Source organism: uncultured Dysosmobacter sp., from assembly GCF_947631635.1.
Classification (GTDB): Bacteria; Bacillota; Clostridia; order Oscillospirales; family Oscillospiraceae; genus Oscillibacter.
In genome coordinates this window covers 79,935-93,313 of record NZ_CANRMB010000006.1, presented here as the reverse complement: position 1 = coordinate 93,313, position 13,379 = coordinate 79,935, and the positions used below count along the sequence as shown (strand labels likewise).

At 60.6% G+C, this 13,379-nt stretch carries 14 protein-coding genes, 1 tRNA gene and 1 pseudogene; 4 read left to right on the top strand and 12 right to left on the bottom strand.

Going from position 1 to position 13,379, the window contains the following annotated elements:
* Position 1: 1 nt before the first annotated feature.
* Together Q0Z71_RS05030 and Q0Z71_RS05025 are read right to left on the bottom strand one after the other, a co-directional pair.
* Positions 2–1,555 (bottom strand): ABC transporter substrate-binding protein, encoded by a 1,554-nt coding sequence (locus tag Q0Z71_RS05030; protein ID WP_298019165.1) that lies wholly within the window; start codon positions 1,553–1,555, stop codon positions 2–4.
* Positions 1,556–1,769: 214 nt separating this feature from the next.
* Positions 1,770–3,026, bottom strand: coding sequence for an AI-2E family transporter (locus tag Q0Z71_RS05025; protein WP_298019161.1), 1,257 nt, complete (start codon positions 3,024–3,026; stop codon positions 1,770–1,772).
* Positions 3,027–3,160: 134 nt separating this feature from the next.
* Between Q0Z71_RS05025 and Q0Z71_RS05020 the strand changes: the two genes are divergently transcribed.
* Entirely contained in the window at positions 3,161–4,048 is an 888-nt protein-coding gene (locus tag Q0Z71_RS05020) for a diacylglycerol kinase family protein (RefSeq protein WP_298019158.1), read from the top strand.
* A 14-nt stretch (positions 4,049–4,062) separates the two neighbouring features.
* Complete coding sequence (locus Q0Z71_RS05015) at positions 4,063–4,650, top strand: CoA pyrophosphatase (protein ID WP_298019155.1); 588 nt, start codon at positions 4,063–4,065, stop codon at positions 4,648–4,650.
* 229 nt (positions 4,651–4,879) lie between these two features.
* Here Q0Z71_RS05015 and Q0Z71_RS05010 read toward each other — a convergent pair whose 3' ends face one another.
* From Q0Z71_RS05010 to Q0Z71_RS04990, 5 genes are all read right to left on the bottom strand, one after another.
* Positions 4,880–5,413: a hypothetical protein gene (locus tag Q0Z71_RS05010; RefSeq protein WP_298019153.1), complete on the bottom strand. Its 534-nt coding sequence runs from the start codon at positions 5,411–5,413 to the stop codon at positions 4,880–4,882.
* The gene (locus Q0Z71_RS05005; protein ID WP_298019151.1) at positions 5,400–6,347 is read right to left on the bottom strand and encodes a DUF1700 domain-containing protein; all 948 of its coding nucleotides are present in this window, start codon (positions 6,345–6,347) and stop codon (positions 5,400–5,402) included. Before Q0Z71_RS05005 ends, Q0Z71_RS05010 begins: the two co-directional genes overlap by 14 nt.
* Complete coding sequence (locus tag Q0Z71_RS05000) at positions 6,344–6,661, bottom strand: PadR family transcriptional regulator (protein ID WP_298019147.1); 318 nt, start codon at positions 6,659–6,661, stop codon at positions 6,344–6,346. Before Q0Z71_RS05000 ends, Q0Z71_RS05005 begins: the two co-directional genes overlap by 4 nt.
* 141 nt (positions 6,662–6,802) lie before the next feature.
* Complete coding sequence (locus tag Q0Z71_RS04995) at positions 6,803–7,759, bottom strand: calcium/sodium antiporter (RefSeq protein WP_298019144.1); 957 nt, start codon at positions 7,757–7,759, stop codon at positions 6,803–6,805.
* Positions 7,760–8,038: 279 nt separating this feature from the next.
* Positions 8,039–9,148: a GNAT family N-acetyltransferase gene (locus Q0Z71_RS04990; protein WP_298019141.1), complete on the bottom strand. Its 1,110-nt coding sequence runs from the start codon at positions 9,146–9,148 to the stop codon at positions 8,039–8,041.
* 142 nt (positions 9,149–9,290) lie between these two features.
* On the opposite strand from Q0Z71_RS04990, the gene Q0Z71_RS04985 reads away from it, so the two are divergent.
* On the top strand, positions 9,291–9,470 hold the full coding sequence (locus tag Q0Z71_RS04985) for a hypothetical protein (protein ID WP_298019138.1): 180 nt from the start codon (positions 9,291–9,293) through the stop codon (positions 9,468–9,470).
* A 150-nt stretch (positions 9,471–9,620) separates the two neighbouring features.
* Positions 9,621–9,712: transfer RNA gene (locus Q0Z71_RS04980), tRNA-Ser, on the top strand.
* A gap of 87 nt (positions 9,713–9,799) precedes the next feature.
* Here Q0Z71_RS04980 and Q0Z71_RS04975 read toward each other — a convergent pair.
* The 5 genes and pseudogenes from Q0Z71_RS04975 to Q0Z71_RS04955 all read right to left on the bottom strand — a co-directional run bounded on the left by Q0Z71_RS04975 (position 9,800) and on the right by Q0Z71_RS04955 (position 13,373).
* Entirely contained in the window at positions 9,800–10,030 is a 231-nt protein-coding gene (locus Q0Z71_RS04975; RefSeq protein WP_298019135.1) for a hypothetical protein, read from the bottom strand.
* Between the two features lie 200 nt (positions 10,031–10,230).
* Positions 10,231–10,491: a hypothetical protein gene (locus Q0Z71_RS04970; protein ID WP_298019133.1), complete on the bottom strand. Its 261-nt coding sequence runs from the start codon at positions 10,489–10,491 to the stop codon at positions 10,231–10,233.
* 46 nt (positions 10,492–10,537) lie between these two features.
* Positions 10,538–11,977, bottom strand: coding sequence for a glucuronate isomerase (uxaC, locus tag Q0Z71_RS04965; RefSeq protein ID WP_298019130.1), 1,440 nt, complete (start codon positions 11,975–11,977; stop codon positions 10,538–10,540).
* 54 nt (positions 11,978–12,031) lie between these two features.
* A pseudogene (locus Q0Z71_RS04960) lies at positions 12,032–12,217 on the bottom strand (sugar kinase); the annotation flags it as partial.
* A gap of 127 nt (positions 12,218–12,344) precedes the next feature.
* Complete coding sequence (locus tag Q0Z71_RS04955) at positions 12,345–13,373, bottom strand: sugar kinase (RefSeq protein ID WP_298019127.1); 1,029 nt, start codon at positions 13,371–13,373, stop codon at positions 12,345–12,347.
* Positions 13,374–13,379 lie beyond the last annotated feature (6 nt).

Genomic DNA, 13,379 nt, shown 5'->3' with positions numbered 1-13,379 from the left:
ATTACTGGACGTAGCGGACCGTGGACAGGTCCAGCACGTAGATGGGATAGAAGTTGATGCCCTCCAGTCCCTTGCGGACGGCCACCAGGTCCGCCAGGTCCTGGATGTAGACGTTGGCGGCGTTGGCGGTCAGGTTCTCCTCCATCTGCTTGTACAGGGCGGTCTGCTCCGCGTCGTCGTAGCTGGACTGGGCCTGGGCGAACAGCGCGTCGTAATCCGCGTTCTTGTAGTTGATGAAGTTGTTGCCCGCGGTGGAGGTGAACCGCTCCAACAGGGCGCGGGCGGTCATGTTGGAGGCGTCCACGCCCACCACCGTGGACTGGAACTGCCGGCCGGCGTATACGTCGGACAGCCAGGTGCCCCACTCCACCAACTCGATCTTGGCGGTGACGCCCACCTCCTTCAGCTGCTCCACCAGCACCTGGGCGGTGTCGATATGGGGCTGATAGTTGGAGGGCACGGTGATGGTCATCTCAAAGCCGTCGGGATAGCCGGCCTCCGCCAGCAGGCTCTTGGCCTTCTCCACGTCGTGGGTGTAATAATTGGACAGCTCCTCCACAAAATACTTGCCGAAGGCGGGGTACATGCTGGAGCCGATGGGGCTGCCGTAGCCGTCAAAGGCCAGGTCGATGACGCCCTGCTTGTCGATGGCATAGCTCAGGGCCTGCCGGACGCGCACGTCGTCAAAGGGCTTCTCCGCGTTGTTCAGATACATGGCCTGCACCAGGTTCATGGTGCCCTCTTCCACGTTGAAGTCGTCCCCCAGCTGGGCCACCTGGGTGCTGGTCAGGTGGGAGCAGATATCGATGGCGCCGCTCTGGAGGCTCATCATCAGGCTGTCGGCGTTCTCAATGATCTTGTAGGTCACCTTGTCCAGATAGGCGGGGGTGCCCCAGTACTCGCCGAACTTCTCCAGCACGATGTTGTCCTGGGCAGCCCGGGACACGAACTTGAAGGGGCCGGTGCCCACGGGGGCGGTGTCCTGCTGGTCATAGTCCGCCGGCAGGATGGCGGTGGTCATATAGGAAATAAACTCGTTGCTGGGCTCGGAAATGGTGATGGCGACCGTGCGGTCGTCGGTGGCCTCTACCTTCTGGATAACAGAAAACGCCTCCACCAGAGGGGCTCCCTCAGAGGTGTCGGCGCAGCGCTCGATGGAATATACCACATCCTCCGCTGCCACCGTGTCACCGTTGTGGAACTTCACACCCTCCCGCAGGGTAAAGGTGTACGTCATTCGATCGTCGGAAACCTCGTACTTTTCAGCGACAGCAGGGATCAGATCTCCCGTAGAAGTGGGCTTCATCAGGCCCTCAAATACATTGAACATGACTTCCTTGGTTCCTGCCGCCACCGCTTTGTGGGGGTCAAGACTTTCGTCCAGGCCCTGCGCGATGCCCACCGTGACCTCGTTGGCCGGTGTGCTCACGCTGGTAGAGCCGTTGGGTTCCTGTCCATCTTCCGGGGCCTTTTCTGTGCTGCCGTCTCCGCAACCGGTGAGTACGGCGCCCAGAAGGCTGACCAGAAGAAGGAGTGCCAAAAGTTTCTTCTTCATGTCATTCTTCTCCTTTACATCACTGCCGCTTTGGGTCAGTGTTGGGCTGTTCGCCCTGACAGAAATGATTCGGCTCTATTCAATTGTAGGCCGCCGCCCCGCGTGAACAGCGCGGCGGAATGAATACAGCCCTGCAAACTGGTCGTTATTTTTGTAACGAACACCCTGCAAGGCCGTATTGTACACGATATCCGCCGTGATTGCAAGCCTTTTTTCAGCTTTTTTTGCCCCCGGCAGGATCTGCGGGCGGCTCCGCCGCCTCTGCCGCGGCCTCCGGCACATCCCTGGCATAGGCGTCTGTCCCCAGGGGCAGCTCTTTTTTCCGCAGGCGGTACTCCATCCAGAAGGCCGCCGCGCTGTACAGGCAGGCGCACACCGGCACGCCGAAAAACATGCCCGGCAGGCCGAAGAAGCTCCCGCCCACCAGAATGGCGATGATGACCCACAGGCTGGGCAGTCCCGTCTTGTCCCCCAGGATCTTGGGGCCGATGATGTTGCCGTCCAGCTGCTGCAAAAACAGGACGAAGATCACAAAGTACAGCGCCTTCATGGGCGAGGCCAGCAGGATCAGGAAGGTGCTGGGGATGGCCCCCAGGAAGGGGCCGAAGAAGGGGATGACATTGGTGACGCCCACGATGACGGACACCAGCGGCGTGTAGGGGAAATCCAGAACGGAACAGCCGACAAAGCACAGGATGCCGATGATCAGGGAGTCCAGCAGCTTGCCCCGGACGAAGCCGGAGAAGATGTCGTCCACCTTGTGGGCGCCCCGCAGCACCCAATGGATGTCCCTCTTCGAAAACAGGCTGTACGCCATCTTGCGGGCGTGGGCGGCGCAGCGCTCCTTGGTGGCCAGCAGGTAGATGGACACGATGATGCCCACCAGCATGGTTTTCAGGAAATTCACGATGCTCATGACGCCGCCGGCGGCCACGATCATCACGGTCTGGGCCTGGGGAAGGGCCTCCTTTTCCAGCCAGGTGGTGGCCTTTTCGTAGGCGGTATCCATCTGGCCCGCCACCCAGGTCTCCACCGCCGGGTTGCTCTCCAGCAGGCGCTCCACCCAGCCGCTGATGACGTTGTAATAGTTCTCCACATTGCTGACCAGCTGGAGAACGCTTTTATACAGCTCCGGCAGCAGCACGGAGGCCAGCAGATAGAACAGCACGCAGATGACTGCCCAGGTCATCAGCAGGCTCACCGTCCGGACACCCACGGATGTCATCCGTCCCTCTTCCCGGGCCTTTTTCATGGGCGCGGCAAACAGGCTGCCCTCAAAAAAGTTCACCATCGGCGCCAGCAGATAGGCGATGAACGCGCCGCAGAGGACCGGCTCCAGCGCGGACAGCAGCTGCCGCCCGAACCGCAGGATCATATGCCGCCCAAAGAGGGTGTCATAAAACAGGAGGATGGCGCAGACCGTGGCAAATACCAGCAGGCCCTGCCTGATATACTTGTTTTCGCGTTTCATCGACCGTCCTCCCCTCTGGGTTCCATTCTACATGCCGCACCTTGGAATTGCAATCCTCATTTTGCCGTGATATACTATTTTTTACACGCTTTTAATCCCATGTTTTTGTCCTTTCGATCAGGAGGCATCTGCTTATGGAACATCGAAAACTTCTGATGATCGTCAACCCCCGGGCGGGCCGGAACAAATCCCGCGGGCCGCTGTTCGACGCGGCGGCCATTCTCTCCCAGGCCGGCTATCTGCTCTCCATCCGCCAGACGGCCGCCGCCGGAGACGCCGCGGAGATCGCGGCCCGGGAGGGCAGCGCGTACGACGTGGTGGTGGCGGTGGGCGGCGACGGCACGCTGAACGAGGTCATCTCCGGTCTGATGCGGCTGGAAAAGCGGCCCCCGCTGGGCTATCTCCCCCAGGGCAGCACCAATGACTTTGCCGCCAGCCTCCATGTCTCCGGAAAGCCCGCCGTGGCCGCCGAGGCACTGGCGGCCCATGCGCCCCGGCAGCTGGACATCGGCCGCTGGAACGACCGGAGCTTCGTCTATGTGGCGTCCTTCGGCGCGTTTACCAAAAGCTCCTACTCCGCTCCCCAGAGCGCCAAAAACGCCCTGGGCCACTTCGCCTATATTTTGGAGGGCATGAAGGACCTGGACACCCTGCGGCCGTACCGCATCCGCCTCACCGCCGACGGAGAGGTGCTGGATGGGGACTACCTCTTCGGCGCTGTGTGCAACTCCACGTCCATCGGCGGATTGATGAAGCTGGACCCCGAACGGGTGGTGCTGGATGACGGCAAGTTCGAGATGCTGCTGATCCCCAATCCCAAGACCGCCCTGGACCTCCAGAATCTGGTGCTGGCTCTGCTGAACCAGCAGTATGACCGGGAGGGCCTTGTGTTCCGCCACGTCTCCGCCATCCATTTGGAGACCGGAGAGACCCTTCCCTGGTCCCTGGACGGCGAATACGCCCCCAGCCTGCCGGTGGTGGAGATCCAGAACTGCCGCCAGGCCCTGACCGTGCTGCTGTGATGGGGGAGCTGGAGATGCTGCGCCGCCGGTACGGCGGCCATGAGCCGGGGCTTTTGGGCGCCCGGCACAGCTATGCGGTGCTCTGCCCCTTGGTGGAGCAGCCGGACGGCCTGCACCTGCTGTTCGAGGTCCGGTCCGCCGGCGTCAGCCAGGGCGGCGAGGTGTGCTTTCCCGGCGGCAGGATGGAACCCGGGGAGTCTGTGGAGGACTGCGCCCTGCGGGAGACCTGGGAGGAGCTGTCCATCCCGCCGGAGACGGTGACGCTTCTGGGCACGCCGGATTTCATCTGCAACCAAAAGGGCTTTTTGCTGCGGCCCGTGCTGGGCCTGGTCTCCGCCCGGGGCTTTGCCGGCCTGCGGCCCTCCCCCGCCGAGGTAGCGGAAGTTTTTACCGTGCCCCTGTCCTTCTTTCAGGCCACGGAGCCGGAGCGGCACCAATACGCTCTTCTCCCCAGAGTGCCGGAGTCATTCCCCTATGAGTCCGTCGGGATCCCACGGACCTACCCCTGGGCCAGGGGACAGGTGGAGGTGCCGGTGTGGCACTATCAGGGCCATGTCATCTGGGGCATGACCGCCCGCATCGCGGCGGATATAATCAAATAACTTGAAAAGTGGTTTTACCACTTTTCAAGTGTCACAGCGCACATGCGCTGTGACAGGCCGCAAAAGCGGCCTTGATTTGGATTTCATAGTCATTAACCGTGCGCTTCGCGCAGGTCGGGCATTGCCCGCTTGAAAAACAGCTTTGCTATTTTTCAAGTTAATTGACTATATCGCCCGAAAAGAGGCGTAAGAAAGGACTTCCACGGAAGTGGAAGTCCTTTTGGTGTGTTCAGTCAAATAGGATCTTCTCCGCGCCGGCGGGGTTGACGGTGATGACCGCGTCCGTCAACTGGACCGCCGCATAATCACCGATCTGATGGTCCCTGATATCCGCCAGGAGCTGATCCTTGCAGGACAGCAGCAGATTCAACTCACTCTCATTATTGTACCAGTACAGGCGGATCGAGTCTCCCAGAGGCTCCCTGTCCCAGGAGAGATCGAGCTTGGGGCCTATGGACCGGTACTGGAAATCAAACTGGAGCGTTCCCGGCTCCAGGTCCTCGCTGGTCTCGATCCTGGCGGTCTCCTCCAACTGATAGAGGCCGGTGCCATAGCCGCCGATCACGATCTGCTGTGCCTCCGGGTCCACCTGCGCGGTGAAGCTTGCACTCTGGAGCTGGGCCTGCTCCGGCACCCGCTCTCCGGCATAGGTAAAGGTGGAATACTCCGCAAAGGCCACCCCCGCGCCCACGCCCACCAGCAGCAGGCCCCCGCACAGGATGCCCAGCATTGTCAGGCGGAAGGTCTTTTTATTCCGCATCATCTTCCGTCACCTCGTCTCTCTCCACTTCCATCACGGTCTCACGGACCAGCGCGGTCACCGGTTCCGCCTCAAAAACGGTCCCAGCCGCCTGCGCCGCTGGTCTGGCCCGGTGCCAGATCAGGCCGCTGCCGAGGCCCAGAATGCCCACGCAGCAGGCCGCGCCGCCTAGGCAGCACAGGGTCACGCCTGTCAGGGGATACCCCTGGGTCAGCAGCACTATCAGGGCTCCCAGGCACATCAGCGCCAGCAGCCCCAGCCCCACGAAGGGCAGGGCGCACAGCAGCAAAAACAGGTTCCACGCCAGCCATGCCGCGCCCCGGCAAAGCTGCCACAGGCCATGGCCCAGCCGCCGGAAAAAGCCGCCTACAGCGGTCCATGCGGTCTCTTTTTTCTCGTTCACAGGCTCCACCGCCTCCTTGTTTTCTGTCTCTTCCCCGGGATACGGAGGTATTTCCTCCGCCGCGCACTCCACCACTGCCGCGCTCTCCGCAGTCTCTGGGGCATCTTTCTCCGCCTCCGTCTCCGCCGCTTCAAAGAAGTCCCTGCTCAGACCCAGACGCTCCTCGAGTCTTGCCTTCCAAGCCTTCAGGGTCCCCCAAAGCTTTCCAAAGCCGCCCGCGATCCCGCTGCCCAGCCGCCGGAAAAAGCCGCCCGCCTTGGCCGTCCCCCGGCGGATGGCGGGCCAGGGATTCGGAATCCGCCTTTTCCCCTTGGGCGCCTGATAGGTAGGCTTCACATGATAGGCGCTCAAGATCTCCGCCGTCAGCTGGTCAATGTCGCCAAAATCCCGGATGGCCGCCTCCTCCGTCAGGCCCCCTGCCACCCGCAGGTCGATGTGCTGGGCGTACTCCGCCAGAATATCCTGCTGCTCCGCCTCCTCCAGGACGGAGAGACGGTCTTGCAGCTCCTTCAAAAACGATTCCTTGTTTTTCATGATCTTTGCTCCTTTAGAAACCGATTCACCTGCTGCTGGAACAGGTCCCACTCCGCCTCCAGCTGGTCCCGGTACAGCACGCCTGCGGCGGTGAGATGATAGTACTTCCGGGGCGGTCCCTCTGTGGACTCCCGGAGGTATGTCTCGAAATAGCGCTCATTGGTCAGCCGTTTGAGCAGGGGGTAAATGGTCCCCTCGTTGACGTCCACCACCTTGGACACCTCGGCCACCAGCTCGTAGCCGTACATGTCCCGCTTCCGCACGGACTCCAGAACGATCAGCTCCAGCACGCCTTTTTTGAACTGCGCGTTCATAACATCTCTCCTTTGACTCTTATCTTATACCAACTACTATGTATTGTCAAGTACTAACCAAAATAAAATACTGTTTTTGAAAACCGGACGCTAAAAAACGCCTGAGGCATCGCCCCAGGCGTTTTTCGTTTTTCTGCCCTGTCAGGCCACCAGCTTCACCACGTAAGCCGCGTACAGGCCCAGCATCACCACGCCCTGCCAGCGGTAGAACTTCCCCTTGAACAGGGGCGGCACCACCGCCACGCAGCACAGCAGCAGGCAGGCGGGCAGGTCCAGCGCCGTGGTCTGGCCGCCGATGGTCAGCCGTCCGCCGGACACGGCGGAGCAGATGGGCAGGATCATGGTCAGATCGATGACGTTGGCGCCGATGATATTGCCCACGGACATGGAGGCCTCTTTTTTCGCTATGGCGGTCAGGGTCGTCACCAGCTCCGGCAGGGACGTGCCGATGGCCACCATGGTCACGCCGATGATGCTGGCGGGCACGCCCAGCAGCAGCGCCAGTTCGCTGCCGTAGTCGATCAACAGACGGGAGCCAATGACAATGGCGGCGATGCCGATGGCGAACATGCCCAGCTTCATGACCATCTGGCGGTGGGAGGTGGTGCGCCGTTCCAGATGTTCGCTCCGGCTCTCCTGCATACTGGCTTTGGCATCCAGGATGTTGTTGCCAAGATAGGCGATAAATACCGCAAACAGCAGCAGACTGGGCAGGAAGGACAGCACGCCGTTCCTGCACAGCACCAGCAGCAGCACCGCGCCGGACACCATGAGGACCGCCTTGAAATTGAACTGCTTTTTGCTTATCGCCGAGGGGATGCAAAACACGGAGATGCCCAGGATCAATCCCAGGTTGGCGGTGACGGACCCCACCGCGTTGCCCACCGCCAGATCCACCTCATTTTGCAGCACGCCGGTGACGGACACCGTCAGCTCCGGCAGGGTGGTGGCCAGGGACACGATGGTGGCGCCGATGATGAACCGGGGCACACCGGTGGCCTCCGCGATCCACACGGCGCCGTCCAAAAACCAGTCGCCGCCCTTGACGATCAGCAGCAATCCCACCAGGAACAGCAATACCGTGATCCAAATACTCATAACACACAACCGCCCTTTTCAAAAATCAACGAGACTTCTACCGCGCACGGAAACAGGCCGATTCTCCCGGTGGTCCGTACGCAATAAAAGTCTCGCTTTTCCGATGTGCCCGGGCAGGGTAAAAGCTGCCGAGATGACGGGCCGCATCACGTTTGTATCCGTAAGCTACTCCCTTTTAAGCGTCTTGTACAGTAAGGACATTATATGGAAACCCCGTCCGGTTTGTCAACAGTAATTTTGTCCGCTCCTGTCGTCAAACCGGCTTCTGAAAAAAATTTCTCAGCGACCCAGGATCTCCGGGTCATAGCCCACATTCTTTTTCAAAATCTCCCGGCCGGTCTCCGTCTTTCCCACGGGGACAAAGCCGTTCTCCCGGAAAAACCGCTGCGCTTCCGCCTCCGGTGCCAGCGCGATCCGCAGCGTCTGCCCGCCCTGGGGACGGGTGTGCTGCACCGCCTGGCCGATCAGCTGGACGCCGAAGCCCCGCTTCCGGCAGTCCGGGCGGATGCAGGCCAGGGAGATCCAGCCGTTCTCCGGCCCCAGCTGCACCAGTCCCACCGGCTCGCCGTTCAGATAGCCGACCAGGGTGGACCGCCGGCCGGCGTCCGCCAGCAGGCGCGTCCGGTCAAAGACCTGTCCCATTCCCGCAGCGTCCCATGCGGCAGATACCAGCGCCGCCAGCTCCTCCGCCTGCTCCGGCAGCCGCAGGGGCAGGAAATACAGGCCGGGTTCCAATCCGTTGGCCCGCTTTTTGACCGTCTCCCCCGCCAGAAAATCCGGCGTCCGCAGATGGCTGTTGTCGTCCCGGAACACCACCCGCAGGTTCTCCCCCTCCGCTTCGATCAGGGAGACGGCGGTGTTGTCTCCCACCGGCGTCTGGGCCAGCTGGTCCACAGAATACCCCTGCAAAGCCGCCAGAACCAGCCGGATGGCGTATCCATGGGAAAACACCGCCACGGTCCTGCCGCTGTTGGACGCGGCGATCTCCCGGATAGCTGCCATCGCCCGGTCCAGCACCTGCCGGGGCGTCTCCGCGCCGTCCACCTGCCAGCGTTCCGGATGGAGGTTGAAGTTCTCCATCTGTTCCGGGTCCTGGCGGTAGATATCGCCCCAGGTCCGCTGTTCCCAGGCGCCCACGCAGATCTCCCGCAGGCCCGGCACCCGGTGCAGGGGCAGCCCCTTGGGTTTATAGATGGCGGTGGCGGTGGCGCAGGTGCGGTAAAGGTCGCTGGAATATACTGCGTCAATGTGGACGTCCGCAAAGCGCCGCTCCAAAGCCCGGACCTGCCGCCAGCCCCGGTCGGTGAGAATGCTGTCATACTGTCCCTGGGCGATGCGGTATAGATTTCCCTCCGCCTCCGCGTGGCGGATCAAATAGATGCTGGTCATAGTCCCTTTCATGCCTCCAAAATTTTTTTGATTTTTCATAAACAGTATAGCGTATTCAGAACATTTTGGCAAATCACTCCCCGGCGTTTTTTTCGCCGCTTTTCGGTCATACTAGCTCCGTGCCGAAAAAGGAGTGACTGAAATGAAGATGTGTACCGGATTTTGGGTCGGTATGAGCGCCGGATTGATGGCCGGCGCCGCAATGGGAATGATGGTGCCCTGCGGCAGAGATCCCATGAAAACGCAAGTGGGAAAGAGTATCCACAAGCTGGGTGTCGCCGTGGACCATGCCGTGGACAACATCGTTTCCGAAATGCGCTGATGCGCGGAGCGGAGGGCAAACGCCCTCCGCTTTTTCAGAAACTTCAAAATAAGGGCTTGACTTTTAGGGATCTTCTGCTATAATTATAACGCTGTCGCTCCACAGCGGCAGTACACAAGCGCATACGCGGAAAAGCACTGGAACAGCTATGGAGAAGTCGCCTAGTTGGTCGAGGGCGCATGATTGGAAATCATGTAGGCCCCTAAAGGGTCTCGAGGGTTCGAATCCCTCCTTCTCCGCCAAAGAAAGCCCTGGAACTGCAATGGTTCCAGGGCTTTGTCATACTCTTTGACCCTTACGGGATTTTTTCACAATCTTTCGAGGGCGGTTTACCCGGATACTTTCCGGATAAACTGCTCCATCCGATTTGCGGACTGCTGGCGCATTTTCTGGGAGACACGACCATAAGCATCCAGATGGATGTTTATGGTCTCATCGGGCCGCTCATGGCCCAGCAGCCGGGACACCTGATAGCTGGCATCCAGGGGAGCGGCGCCATTTTCAATCAGCTCCCGATATGTACGGGCGGCGCAGCTGTGCTGGAGACCGTGGTGGGTCATAGCACGTGCAGCCCCTCGTTCTGAATTTGAGGCCGCACCTTGCGGAGGAACTGCTGGAGTGATTCTTTAAAAATTTATGGTCACCCTTGCATTCCCTTTTGATTTTCGCATGACCCAACAGCGGGCCGCTGCAACACCTTTCCTTTACATCTGTACCTTGATTTTTTCGATTATCGCCTCATACTCCGTCTGGGAAAGAATCACTTGCTGGGGGCCATCTGGAACACTCCGCCCCACTCTGCCCGCTCTTTGTGCTTGGGGACCAGATGAAAATGCAGCTGCCCTGTCGTGCCGCCATAGGCACCGTAATTCACCTTGTCAGGATGAAAGGCGGAATGGATCACACGGGCGGTATGGGCCACGGCGGCATCCAGGCTCTCTCCCTGTGCCGCGGTGCCAGCGCTGAAGGCGGTCCAGCCGGGCTTCCACTCAAAAAGGACCGTATTGGTGGAGGTCTTCACTGCGGGAGCAGGCGGTCCTCCCTGCGTTCCTGAAAAAGTGCGTCCATCACACCTCCAGGTCAAAATACCGGGCGGCGTTTTTATAGCAGATGCCCTCCACGATACGCTTCAGGGCTTTCTCGTCGTTGGGATACTCGCCGTTCTCCACCCAATTCCCAATCAAATTACAGAGGATACGGCGGAAGTAGTCGTGCCGGGCGTAGCTGAGGAAGGAACGGGAATCCGTCAGCATCCCCACGAAGTTGCCCAGGAGGCCCAGGTTGGCCAGCGATATCATCTGCGCCTCCATGCCGCTTTTGGTGTCGTTAAACCACCAGGCGGAGCCGTGCTGGAGCTTCCCCGGCAGCTCGCTGGACTGGAAGCAGCCCAGGAGGGCGTCAAGCTGTTCGTTATCCGCCGGGTTCAGGGAGTAGAGGATCGTCTTAGGGCACTCGCCGGTCTCCTCCAGTGCGGAGAGCAGTGCCGCGATGCTGGCTCCGCAGGTGTTCTGGGCGATCATGTCAAAGCCGGTATCCGGGCCCATTTCGCGGAACATCCGCCGGTTGACGTTTCGGGCGCAGGAGTAATGGAGCTGCATGGCGATGTTCAGCCGGTAGTATTCCCGCCCCAGGTGCAAAAGGACCGCGGTCTGGTATTCCTCGGCCTCCTCCAGCGTCAGAGCCTCGCCCTTCAGCGCCTTTTGATATGCCGCGTCGGCCCGCTCCATGACACAAGGACGGAAGGGGATATAGTCCAGGCCGTGATCGCTGGCCCGGCAGCCCAGCTTTTTGAAAAACTCCAGGCGTTCGGTCAGGGCGGCGCAGACCTCCTCCACGCTGTCCAGGCTGTCCCTGCCCACGCTCTTTGCCAAAGCGGCGATGTATTCTGCGAAGCCCTCCTTATGGATGTTGATGGCCCTGTCAGGGCGGAAGGAGGGACAGACTTTAACCGTGATAGACGGGTCGGCGGCGATCTTTTCATGCCACTCCAGAGAGTCGATGGGGTCGTCGGTGGTGCCGATCATGGCGACATTGGCCTTTTTGATAATGCCTCGGACGGTGAGCTCAGGGTCGGTCCGCAGCTTCTCGTTGCAGAAATCCCAGCACTCCCGGGCGGTGGCGGGCGTCAGCGGTTTCTCATAGCCGAAGAACTGCCGCAGTTCCAGGTTGCACCAGTGGACCATGGGGTTGCCGATCGCCATCTCCAAGGTCTCGGCGAACTTCATGAACCGTTCAAAGGCAGGCTTGGACCCGGTCACATAGTCCTCGCTGACACCGTTGGAACGCATGAGACGCCATTTGTAGTGGTCGCCAAAATAGCTGCCGTCAGGTTTTCGTCCCCCCAGCCAGACCTCCGCCAGGTTGTCAAAGCGGCGGTTCTCATAAATTTCGCAGGGAGGAATGTGACAGTGATAATCCACCAGAGGCATAGAGGCGGCATAGTCGTGGTAGAGATGCCTCGCCGTATTGGTCCCCAGCAGAAACTCTTTGTCCATAAATGCTTTCATAGCGGCTGGCGCGGTCCTTCCGGGCCGCGCCGTCCTCCTTTCAAAATAGCGGTTTCATCGCTTGATGTCATAATTCATGTTCATCAGGTTCCGGATGCTCTCGGCATCGTCGGTGATATTGCCGTCGCCGTGGATGGTATGCTTGATGACGCTGCTGGCCGCGGCGAAGTTCACCATGTCCATGGGCTTATAGCCGCGCATCTATGCGTAGATCAATCCGCTGGCGAAAGTGTTGCCGCCGAGATGGGGCCAGCCAAAGCCCTCCAGCAGCGCGCCGGCATCCAGCCCACTGAAATCGCACTCGCTGATGGTGATGCATCGCGGTGAGTCATTGCCCTGGAGCAGGAGCTGGCGTGCTCTATCCCGCTTACCGCTGAATTCTTCCCGAGCCGTCGCCGCCGGCCAGCTTCTCCACCTCGGCAACCGTGACCATATTGTAGTCGCCCTCGATGGAGTGCTTCAGGGCCGACGCCGCCACGGCGAACTCCACCGCCGCTTGGGTGCTCTTGCCGGTCATCAGGGAGTAGATCAGGCCGCCGCCGAAGCTGTCACCGCCGCCCACCCGGTCGATGATGCGCAGATCATACTTCTTAGAGAAGCAGTATTCGCCGCTCTTCACATCGTAGAGCATGGCGCTCCAGCCGTTGTCGGAGGCGGAGCGGGACTCCCGGAGGGTGATGGAGACCTTCTCGAAGCCGAACCTGTCCGCCAACTGCTTGGCCACGGACTTGTAGCCCTCCCGGTTGATCTCGCCGGCGTAGATGTCGGTGGCCTCGGCCTCGATGCCGAACACATCCTTCGCATCTTCCTCGTTGGAGATGCACACGTCCACATACTGGCAGAGGTCGCTCATGGCGGAGCGGGCCTGGTCCCGGGTCCAGAGCTTGCCCCGGTAGTTTAGGTCGCAGGAGATCTTGACGCCCTTGGCCTTCGCGGCCTTGCAGGCCTCCCGGCAAATGTCCACCATGTTGGGGCCCAGGGCCGGGGTGATGCCGGTGAAGTGGAACCACTCCGCGCCGTCGAAGATCTTGTCCCAGTCGAAGTCGGAGGAACTCGCCTCCTGGATGGCGGAATGGGCCCGGTCATAGATGCAGACGCTCCCCCGCTGAGAGGCGCCCTTTTCGTTGAAGTAGATGCCCACCCGGTCGCCGCCCCGGACGATAAGGCTGGTGTCCACGCCGTAGCGCCGCAGGGAATTCACCGCGGCCTGCCCGATGGCGTGGGCGGGGAGCTTGGTGACGTAGGCGGCGTCCAGGCCGTAGTTGGCAAGGGACACGGCCACGTTGGCCTCTCCGCCGCCAAAGCTGAACTCCAGGTGGTCCGCCTGGACGAAACGCTCGTAGTTGTAGGGCTGGAGCCGGACCATCAGCTCGCCGAAGGTGATCACTTTACCCATTTTCTC

Bases quoted from the DNA above. Each gene is read 5' to 3' on its own strand.
- uxaC (WP_298019130.1), bottom strand. From the start codon at position 11,977: ATGAAAGCATTTATGGACAAAGAGTTTCTGCTGGGGACCAATACGGCG.
- Q0Z71_RS05015 (WP_298019155.1), top strand. From the start codon at position 4,063: ATGCTGCGCCGCCGGTACGGCGGCCATGAGCCGGGGCTTTTGGGCGCC.
- Q0Z71_RS05030 (WP_298019165.1), bottom strand. From the start codon at position 1,555: ATGAAGAAGAAACTTTTGGCACTCCTTCTTCTGGTCAGCCTTCTGGGC.
- Q0Z71_RS05025 (WP_298019161.1), bottom strand. From the start codon at position 3,026: ATGAAACGCGAAAACAAGTATATCAGGCAGGGCCTGCTGGTATTTGCC.
- Q0Z71_RS05005 (WP_298019151.1), bottom strand. From the start codon at position 6,347: ATGAAAAACAAGGAATCGTTTTTGAAGGAGCTGCAAGACCGTCTCTCC.
- Q0Z71_RS04985 (WP_298019138.1), top strand. From the start codon at position 9,291: ATGAAGATGTGTACCGGATTTTGGGTCGGTATGAGCGCCGGATTGATG.
- Q0Z71_RS05010 (WP_298019153.1), bottom strand. From the start codon at position 5,413: ATGATGCGGAATAAAAAGACCTTCCGCCTGACAATGCTGGGCATCCTG.
- Q0Z71_RS04975 (WP_298019135.1), bottom strand. From the start codon at position 10,030: ATGACCCACCACGGTCTCCAGCACAGCTGCGCCGCCCGTACATATCGG.
- Q0Z71_RS04990 (WP_298019141.1), bottom strand. From the start codon at position 9,148: ATGACCAGCATCTATTTGATCCGCCACGCGGAGGCGGAGGGAAATCTA.
- Q0Z71_RS04955 (WP_298019127.1), bottom strand. From the start codon at position 13,373: ATGGGTAAAGTGATCACCTTCGGCGAGCTGATGGTCCGGCTCCAGCCC.
- Q0Z71_RS05020 (WP_298019158.1), top strand. From the start codon at position 3,161: ATGGAACATCGAAAACTTCTGATGATCGTCAACCCCCGGGCGGGCCGG.
- Q0Z71_RS04995 (WP_298019144.1), bottom strand. From the start codon at position 7,759: ATGAGTATTTGGATCACGGTATTGCTGTTCCTGGTGGGATTGCTGCTG.
- Q0Z71_RS05000 (WP_298019147.1), bottom strand. From the start codon at position 6,661: ATGAACGCGCAGTTCAAAAAAGGCGTGCTGGAGCTGATCGTTCTGGAG.